The sequence below is a fragment of the Psychrobacter sp. FDAARGOS_221 genome, assembly GCF_002313155.2.
Classification (GTDB): domain Bacteria; phylum Pseudomonadota; class Gammaproteobacteria; order Pseudomonadales; family Moraxellaceae; genus Psychrobacter.
Genome location: NZ_NWFK02000001.1, coordinates 137954 through 152517 on the forward strand (window position 1 = coordinate 137954; position 14564 = coordinate 152517).

Consider the following 14564-nt stretch of genomic DNA (forward strand, 5'->3'; position numbering starts at 1 on the left):
AACCCAAGATAGCGATAGGATAAGCGTTATGAGCCCTATGGATAGTCAACAAAATAGCCTAAGCAGAGAAAAATCAACGTTTAAAAATGCATCTGCGCAAAAAGTCTCTGTTGATAACAACTCTATTGAAAATGCATCTGCTGAAAGTAACCACAAGCTACTAGTCAGCAGTGAGCCTCATCACAATCAGTTGCCTATCATCTCGGCTGTCCGTCCATTATCAGAGCTGAATCATACTGTCGCCATCGGCTATATTGTAGAGCTGGGCAGTAATGAAAATGCCAATCCGCATCTTGCGCAAGCCCGCAATCAGTTGTCTTCGCTATGTGATCAAAGAATATGGTCGACTGCCTTTGTTAATCCCGATTATACCGCTACCATAGACAATCCAAAGCCAGATTATACCAATCAATGTGGGCTGTTAGTAATGTCTGAGGGGCATCAAGACGTATTGGGTTTAATTGCCGCCACCAAAGACATAGAGCGACACATCAAGCAGGGCTTTTTTGACTCACAACCATCAACTTCTATACAAACTTCAACGTCACGCACAAAGAGCTTTGACTCAGCAGCGTCTACCACCACAAACGTTAAACCTGCCAATCGCCAAGTACTGATAGACATTGATGTATTAGCGTTAGTCACAGCCAATGGTGTGATTGCCATTAATGAAAGATACCCATTTAAGAATCATGAGTGGGTCGGTATTAATGAGCTATACACCAAAGGCTGTTTTTCCCATATCTGAGCCAATCAAAGACATTTAGATAAAGCCAATCAGGTTTTATTAATCTGATTGGCTTTATCGATTCTGGAAATATAGACAAAGAATTCTAAAATGGTTACAAGGCAAACGAGCGCAAGCACTACAAATGTAGGCTTAGCGAGGTTAACACCGTAACCGTTATAGGCTTAGCGGCTCTGAAAAGAACTCACATACTTGTTATACAAGCTCTCTGCGTGTGATAGCGAGGCTTGGTTATTAAACATCGCCTTAATTTTGCTCTCAGATTGCTTGTCGCCAGTCAATTTTGACAACACATAATATCTTTCTAACGCCACAGGTTGCGTGTCTTTTAAATTAGTAATCATCTTATAGATTGAGTCGGGCTTGGTGTATTCAGTCTTGAATGAACCCTGATATTCATTGAAGATAACGAATAACTGAATGTCATCGACCATCTCTGGATACTGAGTGGTCTGCTTAGTGTCTAATTTGCTATTTAAAACACCTTTTAGATATGAGACCACATCACTTCTGGCGTTATCGATTGAGTAATCGAAGTACTGATAGATAGACTGAGTGTTTGGGTTAAATTGCTTAGCATCTTGCAGTAGTCCTTTAAGACCTTGCTTGAACTGATTGATGTCAGTAATGATCGAAGTATTAGAGTTCGGTTGTGATGTATTGCGATTATTAACGCTAGTGAAGATCAGCAGCTGGTGAAAATCTCTTATCGCTTCCTTATCGCCAAGTTTAGCGGCAGCCTGTATGTGTGACGCATGCAGTTTTAGATAATCTGCCTTGGACTCTGGTAAGTCATACGCGCCACGCAATGCATTACGTAGTAACTCTGCCATTTGTTTATGCTCAGCAGCCGTTAGATTACCAGTAGATTGCTGCTTTTGTTTTAGGGCAACGTATTTATCAATAGAAGGCTGCTTTTCACGCTCGGCAGTACGCTCTTGTTGTGCCTTATCAATGGCCATTAATGTTGAGTTACAGCCAGTGACGGCAACGGTTGATGCTAATAGGGTTGATAATAAAAGTTTAGATTTCATAAAGGTCATGATTTCCTTGTTAGATTATTAAAAAGTAAATTTGTTTTGGACAGGTTCTAAATCTTATGTAGTAATAATTTAATGATGGCTGACTATCATTTATTATTTTTGTCTTAGGTAAAGTTAGACGCCCAATAATTAAAACGTACGTTAAACAATACCCAGTGAGCTAAGTATTTTCAAATGTACAATGGTATGCAAATGTTGTTATTTATGTACTTTTTTATGTCAATTGATATGCCATATGCGGCAGATTAGGTTAAGCGAATTTAAGAAAATTTTCAAGATAATCAAGCTTCTGAATGCTAGGCGTACCACATTAAAGTCAATTATTAAACCAAGATGTTTTGCTTATATTCTTAAGTTAAGTTAATATAAACGCCTATTTTCTTAATCTTAAATTAAGGTATGTTCATCGCAACAGATTCAGATGTAATTAAGCTCATTGTTAAGCTGCTCCCCTTAATAATCATTGTTGGCGTTATTAGTCTTGTTTGGTCTTTAATGTCTAGTGCTTGGGAGCGTATATCTCAAACATCTGTTTTGCAATTTATATCTCAAACACTTGGCTGGACAAACTTTCTCGTATTAATTGTAGCTGTTATTGTTGTAGGTTATATCTTAAAGTTTATTATTAAAAGTAAGAAAAGAAAGCAGGAGCAGGAGGAGAGGAGACGCTTGTCTGAGGAACGACACAAATTTTATCTAGATATGTATGATGATGATGAAGTTGTTGATCGTATTATGGACAAAGAGCTTTGGGTTGGAGAAACGACAGAACAACTAGAATTTTCATTGGGCTACCCAGAAGAAACAGAAAAAAAAGTATTAAAAACAAAAACCAAAGAAACATGGAAATATGATCATAAGAGTGGAAATCGCTATGGTACGAGAGTCTATGTTGAAAATGGTGAGGTTGTAGGCTGGGAATATAAATAGTTTTTGATGATGATTTGTTGAAGCGTCACATAAAATTGCTTCTAGTGATTCATTGTGCTAACCAGTTTAAAATAATGATTCTGTCGTTATCACTTCAAAATAAAAAAGGCCAACTGCTAGCAGTTGGCCTTTTTGATATTTACCAGATCAGGACATGGTCTAATAAGTGAGTGAGTATGGTAGTGATTAACTATCATTCATTATTCATTATTTTTGTACTTTTTTATGTCAATACTTTAGATATCATTCAGGGTTGAGACGCTGTCCTAATTGCAAGGCAGCAGCCAATTGATAAGCGGTTTGCGCCACATTAGGGTAGGCGCCTGCAAGTATGTTTTCTAATGCATCTGGCTTTTGAATACTGGGCATTACTACATCAAAGGGTAGGTTGTTAAAACGGTTTTGAGCGCTTAAATCTCGATCTACACTGCCACAGATAGCAATCACGGGTAAGCTTGGATTGATAGCCTTGGCTCGCAATGCTACACCACTGGCAACTTTACCCATAGCGGTTTGGGCATCAAGTTTACCTTCACCAGTAATCACTAAGTCAGCACTGGCTAAATGTTGGTCCAGTTGAACCACTTCAGAAATCGTATCAAATCCTGATTTGAGTCCAGCTTGGCAATAAGCCATCAGCGCAAATCCTAAGCCACCTGCAGCGCCTGCACCTTCAACATCTGCACAGTTTGGTTTGATATTGTGAGTGCCAGTTAAGCTGAAAGCAGCAGAATCAGTGACAGCGGCAAAGTGAGCCAGTGCTTGATCTAAAGTGAGTATGTCATCAGCAGAAGTGGCGCCTTTTTGGGGCCCAAATACATGGCTGGCGCCAGTAGGACCACACAGTGGGCTGGTTACATCGCAAGCCACGGCAATCTTAATCGTTGACAGTAAATCTTTTAAAGGTGAGGCATCAATACTATGAGTATCAATAAGATTCGCACCGCCTGCGCTTAGCAGGTTACCATTGGTGTCGAATATTCTGACGCCTAACGCTTGCAACATGCCAGCACCTGCATCATTAGTCGCACTGCCGCCTAATCCAATCAGTAGTCGTATGGCGCCTTTACCAATAGCATCGGCTATCATTTCACCAACACCATAAGTGGTCGTAATCAATGGATTACGTTCAGCCGATGCTAATAAATGCAATCCGCATGCTTCAGCGACTTCAATAATCGCCATGCCATCATGCGTTAAGAAGTATTTGGCGGTAACAGGGCGCATCAACGGATCATGCACTTTAATTTGCTGCCACTCACCATCTAATACATAGGATAAGACACTTGAGGTGCCTTCGCCGCCATCAGCGAGTGGCAATAAGTGATATTCGGCATTAGGGTAAACCTGACTAAAGCCTTCTTTGATAGCGTTACAGACCTCAATAGCGTTTAGGCTTTCTTTAAATGAGTCTGGTGCGATTAGAATATTCATTCAGCGCCTTAGCCTTACAGGTTTATCACAAATAAGAAGCCAGATTACTCAGCTGAACTCTCAGTTTCAGTCGCATCATCCTGACTAGGCTCATCTTCTGCAACCTCTTCATCAAAAGCGGCATCTAGCGCTTGTTGTACCGCTTCAATACGTGCTTGGCATACTTTATAAGCGGCTATAGATTGCTCAACCGTATTCATCAGGTTATCGATGTCTGGTTCATTAGCGTTTTGCAACTCTTCGGCATTGGTTTTTAGAATTTGATACGCATCTTTGAATGTTTTTGGTGCGGCTTTTTTACGGGTACGTGTGGCCATAATAGAATCCTTATAATCAATAAAATGAACAAGTTTTAAGTGTGTAAATGAAAGGTCGATAAAAGTAAATCAGTATATAGTTAGGGTCTAGCTTTGATCGGCTTCGATAGAATCCGTATCAGCAGTTGAGTGTTTATTGACATCATAGACCACAGCTTTCACCTCGCCATCACTCATAGATACTTTAACAAAGTCGCCTTTTTCGATACTGGACACAGAATTAAGGTACTTATCTTCTGAGTTTTGGACAAAGGCATAGCCTTGATCAAGCAGGCGGGCAGGGTTTTGGATCAACACCACTTGCTGGTAATAACGTACTTGCTTAGCCGCATCTGAAAGACGCTGATAACTGCTTTCCTTGATAGTTTGATAACGTGTATCAATGGCGCTGCTGGCACGTGATAAGTGGTTATAGCTTAGCTGCTGAATTTGCTTCATATTGGTATTGCTGGTCATAGAAGCCTGACGCAGCTCAAATTTAGCATGCTGTTTAATGGTATTAAAGTGCGAGTCACTTAAATGCTGCCAGCGCTGCAAGTTATAGCTGCTGGTGTTTTGAATGGCGGTGAACTGACGCTCGGTCGCCATTGCTGCTTGGGTAACTTGTTGCTGACTGGCATGCCAAATGGTGTCGGCAAAGTCTTGAGTACGCTGCATTAGGCTGGCTAGATGATTGGTAATACCGGCTATCACCTTTGACGGCGTATCAAAGCTGGTGTGCGCCACTTCATCCAAAATGACATTGTCACGCTCATGACCGATACCAACCCAGACCGGAATCGGCTGCTCGGCAACCAAAGCGGCTAGCTCATAATCGTTCAGATACGCCAAGTCGCCAACCGCACCGCCGCCACGAATAATTACCATCACATCGGGCAGGCGATCATATTCTTTTTTGAAGGTGAGTATGCCTTTGGTGATGGCGTGACGTATCTCTTTGGGCGCATGATTGCCTTGAAATGTAGCATAGTGATAGTGAAAGTGACACGCCCCGGTATGCTGCAATCTATCAGCATCGGCTCGGAAGTCTCCAAGACCAGCAGCTTTTTCGGGAGCAATAACCAAGACATGCTCAATATCAAAAGGGTCAGGGACTTGCTTATTTAAGTTGAGTAAACCTTCAGCACTTAAGCGCTCTAGCATGGCGGCATATTGGCGCGCTAAGTCACCCAAGGTGTAACTTGGATCTATGTCATTAATCGCCAGTGAAAAGCCGTATAATGGGTGAAAAGTAGCGGTAACATTCAACAATACAGTGACGTCACGCTCAAGCTGCATACCGGTGACACGCTCAAATTTGCCCAGTACACGTGCCGCTTTAAAGCGCCATAAGTTACCTCGACAACTGGCAATCACTTTGCCGTCATCATCCTTTTCAGCCAGTTCGAAGTAATAATGCCCGTTTTTGCTCGATAGGTTGCGAATTTCGGCTTTGACCCACACGCTGTGCTGAAAGGTTTCTTTGACGACCAGCTCAATGGCTGCCAGATAATCGCTCAACCTAAGAACGGTATTTTCTAATTCATCGGCTACAGGGTCGATTAACTCATCGCTATCAAAGTTTTCGGCATCAAAGCCTGAACCGTCTGAGGGGAGAGAGTCGAGGCGAGATAAGTCTGGCTTAGGCATAGTATCAGTCTGTATCAGGGAGGTGGGTTTTATAATTATTATGCTTGTTTCATAAGCAGAAGGGTATTATAGCCAGTATGACATCAATCTCAACTTTTGGTTGTGGTAAGTTTGATTTTACTAGTTTAGCAGTGTTGTGAGAGCTTGATAACAAGAGAAAATTTAAGATAAGAACGGCAGATTTCAGTAATCATAGAAACAGTCAATTTAAAATTCAAGAGTTAAGTATGTTTGAAACTAAGTTAAACGACTTTTTTAAAAAGATTTCTAACGATGATAGTCTAGATGAATGGTATCTAAGTCAGTTTATTGATAGAAATGTTAGTACTTTGTCGGCTCAAGAGGCTTTTCACGCATCTAATACAGTAGTATGCAAAATTAAAAGTGATATTTATTCAGATAATCTATATGAACTACTCGAAATTCTTATAAGTTTAAGAATACACTCTGATACCAATGAAATCCCTCCCATATTAATCGATAATCCTAATCTCTTTGAGCAAATTAAAAGTCAACGCTTTGAAAGCTATATTAGAGTGCCGGTAAGCAAGCTTGAGAGTATTTTCGATTTTAAATTAATCAAATGATAATTGACTAAAAAAAGCAATGGGAAACTTATATGATTTACAAGTGGTTTAATCCAGACATGAAGTATGCTAGATATCTTGGTAAAAATGACTCTGATGAAAGCTCAATGTGCTGGGATAGCCCTATCTTAGGAGATCCCTTGCCACCTCTATCGGAATGGGAAACTCCTTTGCTGGTTCAGTTTATAGGGAATGGGCAAACAAAAAATAAAATCATCAGTGATTGTGTTTCATCAGGCGTACAGAAATTAATCAGTCAAAAAGCGGTTGATGCGTTGGCGGATATTTGGCAAAAGCATGCCACATTATATCCTGTTAAATTAGAAGACAAACCAGACACAGCGTATTATATGGTAGTGGTGCATACAGTGATTGATTGTATTAACCGTGAACAATCAAAAGGCATGATACAAATTTCTGGTAAAAATGCAGGGAAAGGTTATTTTGGAAGCATGACTAAATGGGTGTTTCGAGAAGATGAGATAGGTGATAACTGCATGTTTGTGTTACCTGATAGTGCGACCAGTATTTATGTGACAGATGAATTTAAGCAAAGAGTGATTGATGCAGGGTTAACTGGGTTTGGTTTTGTTAAAGAACCTTATGATGAAGATCCTTTTATTAGTTGAAAATAATTTATTTCAAAATTGCTTGCGAGTGATTGATAAGAACTTCTACGTTTAAGCTGTGTTGTTCCAAAAACAGTAAAAAAGGTATGTAAAATGGCAGATAATAATTTGTATGATAACAAAGAAGATGAGTTTGAAAGTGAGTTATCGTTGCTGTTCGAATTATTTGTTTATTATTTTATTGCTACTGTAGATGCTAAGGTTCTATTAAAAAAGTTATTTAAAACACCTAAAGGCACATGGGTCAGCTTTAAAGAGCTCAGTAAAGACGTGGATGTTAGCAAGCATATGGTTTATGACAAAGAATATGAAAAACTCGATATGTATATTTGTTGGTTGGAAGATATGAATTCACCTATAGATGAATGGAGATTAGTGGCTTTTTTTGAAAATAAAGAATTGTACTCACAGATTTTGATATTTAACTTAAATACATTACGAGATAAAAACGATCAAGTCTAGGTTAGAAAAATAGTTGACGATATTTATGCTGAGGTCAAAATGTTAGACGAGCTTGATGACTTAGATGGCAGTTTTATTTTTAGTGGTCATCCTTTAAAGTTTAGCAGTGTTGTGAGAGGTTGATAACAAGAGAAAGTTTAAGACAAGCACGTCAGCGTCAGGTTTCGTTGTCTATGGTTAAAGCTACTAGATCTTTAGACGGTAATTTGTCTATAAATAATGCAGGAGTTAAATAATGACACATATAGCTGATAAATTAGATAAAGCAAGTTCTTTAATTGAAATTAGTGAGTTTTCATCAGCATTTAATTTATTAAATGAAATTATTATAGATGCTGAAGCAAACAAAGAGGAAGTAGCCGATGCTATAAATCTAAAAGGATTAATCGTCGCGATGTACTGCCCTAATATAACTGAATATGATGAGGATGAAACTGGTTTAAAGTATTTTATAAAAGCATTTGATTATAACCCTTATGAGTTAGGTGTTTTATTCAATATATTAAGTTCGTTTGATGATCTGGATATGAGACAAGCCTATACGAGAAATAATAAACATATGTTTATTAGGGCTTATGAGATTTTAAAAAATGAACTATTTGATAGTCTGGACGATGAAATGAAAGAGCAACTAGTGAATCAAACAAATCAGTATCATGAATTCAAAAAACAACTTTCAGCCAAACCAAGTTAGAAAAAACCGATACAGTTTATAACTTTGAAGCTGATGAGCTCCATACCTATCATATTGGTGAGCTGGATGTTTGGGTTCATAATGCAAACGCAATAAATTTTTAAATAAAAAACAAAGGTTCAATATGATTTACGAATGGTACAACACTGATATAAGATATGCTAAGTATTTAGGTAAGAATGATTCTGAGCTATGCTGAAAAAACCGTAGACAAAAACTTGGTAAACTAAGGAAGACAAATAGGAGTTTACCATGACAAAGAAAGCTAAAAGATACAGTGAAGAATTTAAAGCAGAAGCAGTTAAAGCAATAGAGAATAATGGTGGCAATGTTAGTGCTACAGCTAGGCGGTTAGGGCTGCCAATGCAGACACTGGCTAACTGGCAACGAAAAGCCAATCAAGGCATGCTCAAGGGTACTAAGCAATACGATCCAGAGCTTGTTTCAGCCCTTGAAGAAATGAAGCGTTTAAAGCGTGAACTAAAAATAGCACAAGAAGAACGAGAGATACTAAAAAAGGCCACGGCGTACTTTGCGAAACACGGTCAGTAAGGTACGCCTTTATTGACCATCACAAATATGAATTTAGCATTACCAGCATGTGTAAAACCCTTGATATTAAACCATCAAGCTACTATGACTGGACCAAGCGTAATATCAGTGCTCAGCAAATACATCGTAACCGCTGTGAGCTGCTTGTAAAAGCTGCGCATAGTGAGACTAAAGAGCGATATGGTTATCAGCGTCTGCATGCACATTTAAGTGAGCATGGACATGAGATTAGCAAGTACATGGTGCGTAGTATCAAGGAAGAACATGACATCAAATGTAGACGTCATAAACGCTTTAAAGTGACAACGGACTCAGACCATAACAAGCGAGTCTATCCTAATTTTCTTAAACAACAGTTTGGCGTTAACCGTCCTAATTGTGCTTGGGTCAGTGATATAACCTATATTTGGACAGATGAGGGCTGGCTTTATTTAGCAGGCGTCAAAGACTTATATACCAAAGAATTGGTTGGCTACGCTATCGATAAACGCATGAAAGCAGATTTAGTCTGTAGAGCCTTAAATAAAGCAATCAAGGATAAACGACCTAGCCAAGGGCTTATTGTACATTCAGATAGAGGCAGCCAGTATTGCAGCGAAGATTATCGCAAAATGATCAGTAAATACGGTTTTAAAGGATCTATGAGTGCGAAAGGTAACTGTTATGACAATGCGCCAATAGAGAGCTTCTGGGGCGTTTTAAAGAATGAGCTGATATATCATCATAATTACAAAACTCGATTTGAAGCAATCAACAGTATCATAAAATATATCGAGTTAGATTACAATCAAGTCAGGATTCAGCAGAGTTTAGGTATGAGATCGCCAAGACAAGTTTGGATGGATTTCTATCGTCAAGCTGCCTGATCAAAATCTCCCAAGTTTAGGTGTACGGATTTGACGGCAGGGGTCAGAGTGATTGATGCAGGATTGACTGGGTTTGGTTTTGTTAAAAAGCGTTTTGATGATGAAGATCCTTTTATTAGTTGAAAATAATCTATTTCAAAATTGCTTAAGAGTGTTTTATAAGAAATTCTGAGTTTGAGCTGTGTTATTTTGACGGGCAGTGGTTGTTAGCCCGGTTAGATGTAAAAGCTCTAATAACTTCATATATTATCAATGTAAAGATTACTAAATAAACGGTAAACCAGATTATATATAAAGGGTTCTTGGCCAAAAATAATGTTGCGTAATTAATATCTATAAATTTTGCAGTTTCAGTTAAATTTAGAATGAACATGGATATTAAAAAATAAAACACATATAGCGTAACTTTCATTTGATCTAAAGTATTAATTAACGCTGTTATTGAAATTAATAGAAATAAAACTAAGCTGCTTATTACTATTAGTACAAAGTCTGAACCTCCAGTGCCTTGGAGATCTGAAATTCTAACTAAATCTCCTTGTTTTAAATAAGAGTTAATATATAGCCCTCCATTTCTTTCGACAAGTAAACTTGTTAGAAACAACATAAAGCTGAAGAAGACTAATTTGGTATGAGACAGCATGCTTAGGAAATACTCCCTTATTTAAATCTTAAAATAACTGGAACTAAGCTACCATATAGATGGAGCAACCAGTTATATCCCTCAAAAAATACTTTAACAGATAACGCATGTATTGCATCACTAATCTAAGCCTGTCGATAAAAAGGATGTGTTGAAATGTTATTTGATCCTATAAAAAAACGAAAAAATGCAATGATTGATTTTTTAATCAATACTAAATACGATCCTGATAGTCCGATGGGTAATATAAGCTTATATAATATAAATAGTTTGATTTCATATTGGATGGTAGGTTTAAAGTCTGAAACAGAGGTAATTCTTCCCAGCCATATCCAATGGATACAACAAGCCATTGATGATAATGAAATAGTTAAGAATCGTTTTGGAGAAGAAGATGATGATCCTTATTTCCATAAATATCAGCTATATGAACACTTAGCCCTTGCCAAATGGCTTGCTACTGGTAAAGACAGTATCAGCGACTGGCAACATGCAAAAACTATCTATGGTGATAATTATGTCAAACGTCAGTGGTGGGAAACCAGAAGTCTTAAAACATATGGTTTAGATGATTATTTAGCATTGTGCATACAAGCCCAAGACTATGAGACTGGCATCAAAGAATTTGAACACTATTATGGTCAAAAAAACATCTCATTAAAAAGAAAAACCATCACACCAAGAGAGTATGGCTATCTGGTTTGTCAAAAACAATTAAACCCCATACACGACAATCAAACCATGATAGAAGTGGGTGGAAAATTATTAGCCAAATATTTAGAAAATACTTGGTTAGGCTATGGTCAATTCACAAGAGCTGCGACGTGGCTTAAGATTGTTTATTGGCATCATGGTGAAGACTTAACGCCAGAGCAAACTTTACTTAAAATTTATGAGAATATGCCGAGTATTGAAACGCCTGAGTTTATAAAACCTAAACTTTAAACACTGAAGGTTGGCAAAAGCGTCTATCTTATAAGCTAGAATGACGCTACTGGATAAACAAGGCAATGCAACCGCCACTATTATTTGTCAGACTGCTTTAGATGAAACCGATACGGTTTATAACTTTGAAGTACAAGACTTTAGTACCTATCATATTGGTAAGCTGGGTATTTGGGTTCATAATGCAGACTGTTGTGGTTTAACCTATGAAGCTGCTCCTTATCATACTAACGTAGGAAGTTCGGTAAAGTTAAAAGCACCAGGCAATCCTCAGCAAGCTTTAAATCAAGAATACCTCAGGTAGAAGGATAGCAGTAGATAAGGATAATGGTGAGTTTGTTGTTTTCGATAAAACCCAAGGATCAACATATCATGGTCATGTTAGGAGTTGGAATGAGCTTACGCAAGAAATGAAGAATATATTAATAAAAGAAGGTCTGACTAATTGAAAAGGGAAAATACAATGAATAAGTATTACGAAAAGCCAAAACTATATAAAGTGCGAGAAGTTGAGGACTTCTTAAAAAATAATAAGATTAATGATTTTGTTAGTGGGGTAATTGGTCTTGCTTTATATTCTGAAGATAGAAAGGAAGTTAAAGAGTTGGTTGTAAAAAGCTTCTTAGAAAACAATAATAAAGAAATAAAACTGGCTTGCATAAAAGCATTATCTCATATTGCTAGAATAGATAGAAATTTGAAAGAAAAAAAGGTGTTTAATGAGTTAGATAGATTGAGTGATATAAGTTTTTTCTCTCCTAGTCTTATTAGATGATATAGATATTTTTAAACAAAAATAATCTAAGAGACTGTAAATATCCCATTCTTAACACAACATCATTATGAATGCTTGACAATAAATTTTACGTTTGAGCTGTGTTATTTTACGGGGTAGTTACAGATGAACATAAAAATTTTTAAACGAACTAATCTAAGCCTATCGCTACAGCAGATATGCCATAACGACAGACTATCATGATACGTTAAACAAGCTGACCCATTTTGCCACTGTGATAGTCCTCATAAGCTTGCACGATACGCTCTTCGGTATCCATCACAAACGGACCATCGAAAATAATGTTGTCTTTTATGGTCTCACCGCCTAGTAACACCAACTCGACATCGACATCACTTGCCGTCAAAGTGACACTGTTACCCGTGGATAAAACCGCGATAGACTCTGAACCAAGTTTGCGTCCGTCGGGTAAGGCCAGTTGACCAGTCACCACATAAACGCCAAGCTCTTCAGCACTTTTTTCATCCACATTCAAAGTAACGCTTTGATTGGCAGGTAAGCGAACATGCGCTAATAAGTTGGTGGTTTGGGTCTGAATAGGACCGTCATAACCCTCAAGATGACCTGCAACGACGCGAATGGTGGCCTGATCTTTATTAAACTCTGGAATTTGGTCGCTTTTATATTCTTGATAGCTGGGTTCCATCAGTTTTTTGTCAGCGGGCAAGCTTGTCCATAACTGTAATCCGTGGCGACCACTGGTTGGTTGTTCGGCATGGATAATACCGCGCCCTGCATTAATATATTGGGCATCGAGTGCGTTTAACTCACCTTTGAGACCTTTGCTGTCACGATGGGCAACACCGCCCTCAAAAAGATAACTAATCACCTCAATACCAGCATGTGGGTGCGGTCTATCACCTATACCACGCTTGCTTTGATGGTTGTAATGATCAACAAACACATAAGGTCCAATAGACAATCGATCACGCTGAGGTAGGGCACGCCATAACAGCATATCGCCGTCATCAATGACTTTTTGTGCGGATAAAACATCGGTAATTATTCTTGTGTAATTTTGCATAATCGGCTCTTTATATTAAATAGATTTAATGAGTATATGGTTGCTTGTTTGGTGATTATCAAGTGCTGTGGCTAAGTGTGCTGTATAACCATTGGCAGAGTTCAAGACCTATACTTACGTTTTAAAAGACCTATGCTTACTTTTTAAAAGACAGAGTAAAAGCTGTTAAAGCTTGGAATAATTTGCCAGAATCGGGCGAATCTTTGTGCGGATGTGATAAACTTTGATATAACGCCGACTTTAAAACTTGGACGGCGTTGCTGTGTGATTGCGGTATTGTTTTAATTGAAAATTTACAGGATATTTGCCATGAAGTATGTCTCTATACCCTTGATGTGTGGTTTACTGGTATTAGCTGGTTGCAGTGATAACAATGCAGACAGTCAGTCAAATGATGCGGAAACTACGACAGACGTCCAAGTAGTCGGTGAAGAAACAACTGAAAATGATGCTGTAGAGGCATTAGAGAGTGAAGAACAACTACTGGCTGAAGCTGAAGAAGTCGAGGCAGTAGAAGATGATCTGATGGATGAAGAAGAATTCGAAGATGACTATGTCAATCCAGATGCCGGTATCCCAAACGTTTGGAATACAGGGTTTGGTCAAGGCTTCGCAGAGTATTATATTAATGACGCTAAGGGGACTATCCTTAGAATTACCTGTAATGTTGGTGCAGGTTCAGAATACGACCATTCAGCAGTATTAGAATATCGTGGTGACTCATATAGCAATACTGATTCAGAATATCCAGTTAAGCTGTTGGTTGATGATGCCATAGAGGTGGCCGCCCCTGAGTCTACTAATTGGCGTAATGGCGGAAATGCTTGGAATGAGCTGGCTGAGAATGTTGCACAAGCCACTAAGATTGACGCTTACTTACATAATAAAAAAGTCGCCACTTTCACGCCGTCACCAGCCAACGTGGCAAAAGTCGCCAGTGAACTTGCTGATTGTCAGGCAATGATTTATCAAGACCAAGAGAGCTGGTAATTGCTAGCTGCTAGCGAAAGCCGCATAGTTTAGCTTTAAAAGATTGAATATTTAACTGAGTCGTTGATTTCATACTTGACGACTCACTCTTAACAAGGTTGGTTTAGAAATATAGTCACCGAAATACTAAACGGTTATGGTGTTAACCTCGCTAAGCCTACATTTGTAGTACTTGCGCCCGGTTGCCTTGTAACCATTTTAGATTTCTTTGACAATACCAGCTGAGCATAACTAAAACTAATAACCAAAACCAATAACCAGAACTAATAAAAGGG

At 38.4% G+C, this 14564-nt stretch carries 16 protein-coding genes; 11 read left to right on the forward strand and 5 right to left on the reverse strand.

All coding sequences use genetic code 11. The features are described from left to right. Positions 1-28 precede the first annotated feature (28 nt). Complete coding sequence (locus A6J60_RS00625; protein ID WP_096064279.1) at positions 29-748, forward strand: hypothetical protein; 720 nt, start codon at positions 29-31, stop codon at positions 746-748. 164 nt (positions 749-912) lie between these two features. Here A6J60_RS00625 and A6J60_RS00630 read toward each other — a convergent pair whose 3' ends face one another. Then, positions 913-1782, reverse strand: a complete 870-nt coding sequence (locus tag A6J60_RS00630; RefSeq protein ID WP_127891421.1) for a hypothetical protein — start codon at positions 1780-1782, stop codon at positions 913-915. A gap of 408 nt (positions 1783-2190) precedes the next feature. On the opposite strand from A6J60_RS00630, the gene A6J60_RS00635 reads away from it, so the two are divergent. Then, the gene (locus tag A6J60_RS00635; protein WP_227526009.1) at positions 2191-2721 is read left to right on the forward strand and encodes a hypothetical protein; all 531 of its coding nucleotides are present in this window, start codon (positions 2191-2193) and stop codon (positions 2719-2721) included. Positions 2722-2964: 243 nt separating this feature from the next. Here the strand turns inward: A6J60_RS00635 and A6J60_RS00640 are convergent, their stop codons facing one another. From A6J60_RS00640 to xseA, 3 genes are all read right to left on the reverse strand, one after another. Further along, positions 2965-4155 (reverse strand): glycerate kinase, encoded by a 1191-nt coding sequence (locus tag A6J60_RS00640; protein ID WP_096064281.1) that lies wholly within the window; start codon positions 4153-4155, stop codon positions 2965-2967. Between the two features lie 44 nt (positions 4156-4199). Then, complete coding sequence (gene xseB, locus A6J60_RS00645) at positions 4200-4472, reverse strand: exodeoxyribonuclease VII small subunit (RefSeq protein WP_096064282.1); 273 nt, start codon at positions 4470-4472, stop codon at positions 4200-4202. A gap of 87 nt (positions 4473-4559) precedes the next feature. Then, the gene (gene xseA, locus A6J60_RS00650) at positions 4560-6101 is read right to left on the reverse strand and encodes an exodeoxyribonuclease VII large subunit (protein WP_096064283.1); all 1542 of its coding nucleotides are present in this window, start codon (positions 6099-6101) and stop codon (positions 4560-4562) included. Between the two features lie 227 nt (positions 6102-6328). Between xseA and A6J60_RS00655 the strand changes: the two genes are divergently transcribed. From A6J60_RS00655 to A6J60_RS00700, 8 genes are all read left to right on the forward strand, one after another. Then, entirely contained in the window at positions 6329-6688 is a 360-nt protein-coding gene (locus A6J60_RS00655; RefSeq protein ID WP_096064284.1) for a hypothetical protein, read from the forward strand. Positions 6689-6720: 32 nt separating this feature from the next. Then, complete coding sequence (locus A6J60_RS00660) at positions 6721-7317, forward strand: imm11 family protein (protein WP_096064285.1); 597 nt, start codon at positions 6721-6723, stop codon at positions 7315-7317. Positions 7318-7410: 93 nt separating this feature from the next. Then, positions 7411-7779 (forward strand): hypothetical protein, encoded by a 369-nt coding sequence (locus tag A6J60_RS00665; RefSeq protein WP_096064286.1) that lies wholly within the window; start codon positions 7411-7413, stop codon positions 7777-7779. A 235-nt stretch (positions 7780-8014) separates the two neighbouring features. Continuing rightward, complete coding sequence (locus A6J60_RS00670; protein WP_096064287.1) at positions 8015-8473, forward strand: hypothetical protein; 459 nt, start codon at positions 8015-8017, stop codon at positions 8471-8473. 252 nt (positions 8474-8725) lie between these two features. Next, positions 8726-9891 (forward strand): IS3 family transposase gene (locus A6J60_RS00680; RefSeq protein ID WP_096064200.1). Its coding sequence is split into 2 segments (ribosomal slippage): positions 8726-8984 and positions 8984-9891, totalling 1167 coding nucleotides; the frame shifts between segments, so codons are not numbered across the junction. A 799-nt stretch (positions 9892-10690) separates the two neighbouring features. Then, positions 10691-11479 (forward strand): hypothetical protein, encoded by a 789-nt coding sequence (locus A6J60_RS00690; RefSeq protein ID WP_096064289.1) that lies wholly within the window; start codon positions 10691-10693, stop codon positions 11477-11479. A gap of 40 nt (positions 11480-11519) precedes the next feature. Further along, complete coding sequence (locus A6J60_RS13340; RefSeq protein ID WP_193777993.1) at positions 11520-11783, forward strand: polymorphic toxin-type HINT domain-containing protein; 264 nt, start codon at positions 11520-11522, stop codon at positions 11781-11783. Positions 11784-11942: 159 nt separating this feature from the next. After that, entirely contained in the window at positions 11943-12254 is a 312-nt protein-coding gene (locus tag A6J60_RS00700) for a hypothetical protein (RefSeq protein ID WP_096064290.1), read from the forward strand. Between the two features lie 208 nt (positions 12255-12462). Here the strand turns inward: A6J60_RS00700 and A6J60_RS00705 are convergent, their stop codons facing one another. Next, on the reverse strand, positions 12463-13299 hold the full coding sequence (locus A6J60_RS00705; RefSeq protein WP_096064291.1) for a pirin family protein: 837 nt from the start codon (positions 13297-13299) through the stop codon (positions 12463-12465). A 309-nt stretch (positions 13300-13608) separates the two neighbouring features. Here A6J60_RS00705 and A6J60_RS00710 point away from each other — a divergent pair, with 309 nt between their 5' ends. Continuing rightward, positions 13609-14289 carry a hypothetical protein gene (locus A6J60_RS00710; RefSeq protein ID WP_227526010.1) on the forward strand — a complete coding sequence of 227 codons (681 nt, stop codon included), beginning with the start codon at positions 13609-13611 and terminating at the stop codon, positions 14287-14289. Positions 14290-14564 lie beyond the last annotated feature (275 nt).

Coding starts and splice junctions, on each gene's coding strand:
- A6J60_RS00625 (WP_096064279.1), top strand. CDS start 29: ATGAGCCCTATGGATAGTCAACAAAATAGCCTAAGCAGAGAAAAATCA.
- A6J60_RS00630 (WP_127891421.1), bottom strand. CDS start 1,782: ATGAAATCTAAACTTTTATTATCAACCCTATTAGCATCAACCGTTGCC.
- A6J60_RS00635 (WP_227526009.1), top strand. CDS start 2,191: ATGTTCATCGCAACAGATTCAGATGTAATTAAGCTCATTGTTAAGCTG.
- A6J60_RS00640 (WP_096064281.1), bottom strand. CDS start 4,155: ATGAATATTCTAATCGCACCAGACTCATTTAAAGAAAGCCTAAACGCT.
- xseB (WP_096064282.1), bottom strand. CDS start 4,472: ATGGCCACACGTACCCGTAAAAAAGCCGCACCAAAAACATTCAAAGAT.
- xseA (WP_096064283.1), bottom strand. CDS start 6,101: ATGCCTAAGCCAGACTTATCTCGCCTCGACTCTCTCCCCTCAGACGGT.
- A6J60_RS00655 (WP_096064284.1), top strand. CDS start 6,329: ATGTTTGAAACTAAGTTAAACGACTTTTTTAAAAAGATTTCTAACGAT.
- A6J60_RS00660 (WP_096064285.1), top strand. CDS start 6,721: ATGATTTACAAGTGGTTTAATCCAGACATGAAGTATGCTAGATATCTT.
- A6J60_RS00665 (WP_096064286.1), top strand. CDS start 7,411: ATGGCAGATAATAATTTGTATGATAACAAAGAAGATGAGTTTGAAAGT.
- A6J60_RS00670 (WP_096064287.1), top strand. CDS start 8,015: ATGACACATATAGCTGATAAATTAGATAAAGCAAGTTCTTTAATTGAA.
- A6J60_RS00690 (WP_096064289.1), top strand. CDS start 10,691: ATGTTATTTGATCCTATAAAAAAACGAAAAAATGCAATGATTGATTTT.
- A6J60_RS13340 (WP_193777993.1), top strand. CDS start 11,520: ATGACGCTACTGGATAAACAAGGCAATGCAACCGCCACTATTATTTGT.
- A6J60_RS00700 (WP_096064290.1), top strand. CDS start 11,943: ATGAATAAGTATTACGAAAAGCCAAAACTATATAAAGTGCGAGAAGTT.
- A6J60_RS00705 (WP_096064291.1), bottom strand. CDS start 13,299: ATGCAAAATTACACAAGAATAATTACCGATGTTTTATCCGCACAAAAA.
- A6J60_RS00710 (WP_227526010.1), top strand. CDS start 13,609: ATGAAGTATGTCTCTATACCCTTGATGTGTGGTTTACTGGTATTAGCT.